We start from the raw sequence: 2,671 nt of genomic DNA, 5'->3' as shown, positions 1-2,671 counted from the left end.
TGAACCGCTGGATGAGGATCATCTGCCGATACGAAAAGCGTCGATCCGCCTTGGCTACGACCAGGCGCACCCCCGCACCGCCCACCTTGGACGAATCGGCTGCAAACTCATACGGCAACACTCCGAGCGCGGCATCCCGGCGCAAATGCTCCAGGAACCCGGTGAAAGTGGGAGACGGGCGCTTGGGCTCAAACGAGTCGAGTGACTCGTTGGTCTTGAGTGCCACGAGTTTGCCGCCGGTGATCTGCTGCAGCGTGGTCGGGTTGGTGCCTTCGCCCGATTCGGCCTCTTGGCCCTCGATGGCGAAGTCAGAATCGTCATTGAGATCGCCCGTCTCTGTTTTGAGCACGCGCGTCACATCGCAGTTGTCCTTCACGGCGTGCTTCTCCAGGGCGAGCAGTTCCATCTCATCAAGGATGTGGTTGATGGAGTGCTGAATGGTCGGGGCGTTGCGCACGCTGGTGGCGTTCTCCGGCTCAAATACATGCAGCACGCTTTGGGCGGGGAGTTCGCGCGAAGACTGATCTTCGAGCACGCGGTAGGACTGCGGTGCGCCCCAAGCATCCAATGTGATGCCATGGAACGATTGCATGGCGGTGTTGCCCTCACCGATGCGGTGCGATTCGATCAATTGCAGAGCAGCGATGCCGAGACGGCTGCGCGTGAGATGGATGAAGTATTCGCCGTCCACGTCCATGCCCCGGCAAAGGAGCGACTGCACTTCCTCGAAGCTGAACCGCCCGGTGATTTCGCAGCGCGTGGACCAGGCGCGGAAGTAAGCCTCCGCCTGGCGGTTCCAGCTCACGTCGTCTGACTGCGCTTGCGGGCGGATCCCATCGCCGGTCGAATAGATGGCCATGTTGCTGACCATTTCCCGCACGAAGCCCGAGTTCTTGGCGAGGTAGCGGGAACGGCGCACCAGTTCACGGTGAACGTGGGGCGTGAGATCGTGTTTGGCATCACGGGGCGATGCACCTGGCACCGAGCCGCGCCTGGGCGAAGCGTTGGCGGATTCATAGACGGAGGTCCATGCCTTGGGCAGAAGGGCAGGGGGCAGCCAGTGGGCCGCCCATTGTTGAAGGGCGGTCATTTGGCGAGATGGTGGATGGCCGAAGTGGTGATGCGGCGACGGCGGCCATAGGTGGCGGGTTCAAGGACGCGCAGCGCGTGCGCACACTCCTCAAGCGTCTCTTTGACGGTCATGGGGAACTGCTTGGAGGCGTTCGAACCGCTGTCGGACCAGCTCATGAGAGTCTTGCCCTCGATGAGCATCTCTTTGGCCTTCGCCTGGATGCTGAGAACTTCTGCGACGGTGAACCCGACAGTGAACAAACCTTGCGCCATGAGCGGAGCGCCCTGTCAACGGCTCGCTTCCTTCACGTCGCGTTTGATCTCATCGACTGTGAGCCGGATGTAGTTCACGTCCGTTTTGACCACGTCGGTCGCGCGTTCCAGCAGATTGATCTTCACCTCGTGGGATTCGATGCGCTGGCGGTCCTCGTTGCGCAACAGTTCCAGGTGGCGCAGCGTGCTGGTGTGCACGCCCCATGCCGTGGCTCCGGCGATGACAAGCGAGAGGATCTGCACGAGATGCCCGAGGCTGATGGTGGAATCAAAGCGTGGCTGGGTCATGCGCCGATGAGCTTGAGGATGGAGGCGGGCGTGACAAAGCCGAGCGTGTTGAGCGTGCCGGTGCCCTTGAGGAAGCGGATGCGATTGGTGATCCAGTCGCCCTCCCGCTCCTTGGCAGACGTGCTTGGATCGAGGGACGTGTTGCCTTCGATGGTGGCCATGCTCACGCCACGCACGGCGGTGACGAGGCCGGCATGGCCGTTGCTCGTGCTGCCATGACGGGCGAGCCAGATGGAACCGGCTTCGGCGTTGGCCGAAAGCAGCCCCAGCTTGCGGAAGTTTCCCGCGCTGGTGACGCAGTGTGGCGTCATCGTCTGCTGCCAGCGTTTGATCTGGGCGGGCGTGGCCGCGAGTGAACGCAGCGCTGCGAGGACCATACCTTCGGCGAAAGCCGCGCAATAGGCCCAGCGGGGTTCCCATGGCGACTGGCGCATCAGCGAGCGCAGTTCATCAACGATGGCGCGGTCTGGTCCGGGCGTGCTCGGGTTGTCCCAGTTTGCGTTGGGCTTGACCTCACGCAGGCCGACAAAGCGGCTGGCGTGCCGGATGATACCCTGAGCCAGTTGGTCGCTGGTCATGGCTTCCTCCAGTTGATGCGCATGCGGCCATAGGCGGCAGTGGCCAGACCGCCGAACTGCGCGAGCGTGTCCCAGTTGGCGGCCACCATGTCCACCATGCCCTGCGCTTCTTCGGTGGGGAGATGCAGGCCGAAGATGCGGCTGATGGCACCGAGCGCCGAAATGAGAATGCCGGCATAGGTGAGCTTGCCTTGGAGAGTTTGGGGTGGGTTCATGCCCACGGCAGCCGTGTCAATCCGCGACCGGTTCAGTCTCCGCGTTTTGCTCGGTACCCGCTTTGACCGACTCCTGTCCCACGAGCTTGAGCATCACTGCGGCAGCCACCTGCATCGCCTCGCAGTCCCAGTAATGATTGGGGCGCTTGCCAATGCGTTCCCACAGCCACTTGCCGCCTTTGCGCACGCGCTGCTCGCTCTCCATCTGCGTGAGGTAGTCGTCGTCTGCGTCCTCGGCGATTTCCC

6 protein-coding genes are annotated in these 2,671 nt (G+C 62.7%); all 6 read right to left on the bottom strand.

Features of this window, described 5'->3' with window-relative positions; genetic code table 11:
• On the bottom strand, positions 1-1,090 hold a 1,090-nt coding region (locus KDL09_RS20910), incomplete at its 3' end, for a phage portal protein (protein WP_294389431.1).
• Complete coding sequence (locus KDL09_RS20905; RefSeq protein ID WP_294389430.1) at positions 1,087-1,344, bottom strand: hypothetical protein; 258 nt, start codon at positions 1,342-1,344, stop codon at positions 1,087-1,089. The genes KDL09_RS20905 and KDL09_RS20910, both read right to left, overlap by 4 nt.
• A 15-nt stretch (positions 1,345-1,359) precedes the next feature.
• Positions 1,360-1,632 (bottom strand): hypothetical protein, encoded by a 273-nt coding sequence (locus KDL09_RS20900; protein ID WP_294389429.1) that lies wholly within the window; start codon positions 1,630-1,632, stop codon positions 1,360-1,362.
• Positions 1,629-2,210 carry a hypothetical protein gene (locus tag KDL09_RS20895; RefSeq protein ID WP_294389428.1) on the bottom strand — a complete coding sequence of 194 codons (582 nt, stop codon included), beginning with the start codon at positions 2,208-2,210 and terminating at the stop codon, positions 1,629-1,631. The genes KDL09_RS20900 and KDL09_RS20895 overlap by 4 nt, the downstream gene beginning before the upstream one ends.
• Entirely contained in the window at positions 2,207-2,425 is a 219-nt protein-coding gene (locus KDL09_RS20890) for a hypothetical protein (RefSeq protein WP_294389426.1), read from the bottom strand. The genes KDL09_RS20895 and KDL09_RS20890 overlap by 4 nt, the downstream gene beginning before the upstream one ends.
• A 16-nt stretch (positions 2,426-2,441) precedes the next feature.
• Positions 2,442-2,671, bottom strand: a 230-nt coding sequence (locus tag KDL09_RS20885; RefSeq protein ID WP_294389425.1) for a terminase gpA endonuclease subunit, incomplete at its 5' end; no start/stop codon positions are given.

The organism is Prosthecobacter sp., assembly GCF_020439865.1.
GTDB lineage: Bacteria > Verrucomicrobiota > Verrucomicrobiia > Verrucomicrobiales > Verrucomicrobiaceae > Prosthecobacter.
Note: the sequence above shows the minus strand (reverse complement) of the source record. Positions and strands in the feature narration are given on the sequence as shown.

What these genes read in the sequence shown, in the direction of transcription:
- KDL09_RS20905 (WP_294389430.1), bottom strand. Translation starts at nt 1,344, where the DNA reads ATGGCGCAAGGTTTGTTCACTGTCGGGTTCACCGTCGCAGAAGTTCTC.
- KDL09_RS20900 (WP_294389429.1), bottom strand. Translation starts at nt 1,632, where the DNA reads ATGACCCAGCCACGCTTTGATTCCACCATCAGCCTCGGGCATCTCGTG.
- KDL09_RS20895 (WP_294389428.1), bottom strand. Translation starts at nt 2,210, where the DNA reads ATGACCAGCGACCAACTGGCTCAGGGTATCATCCGGCACGCCAGCCGC.
- KDL09_RS20890 (WP_294389426.1), bottom strand. Translation starts at nt 2,425, where the DNA reads ATGAACCCACCCCAAACTCTCCAAGGCAAGCTCACCTATGCCGGCATT.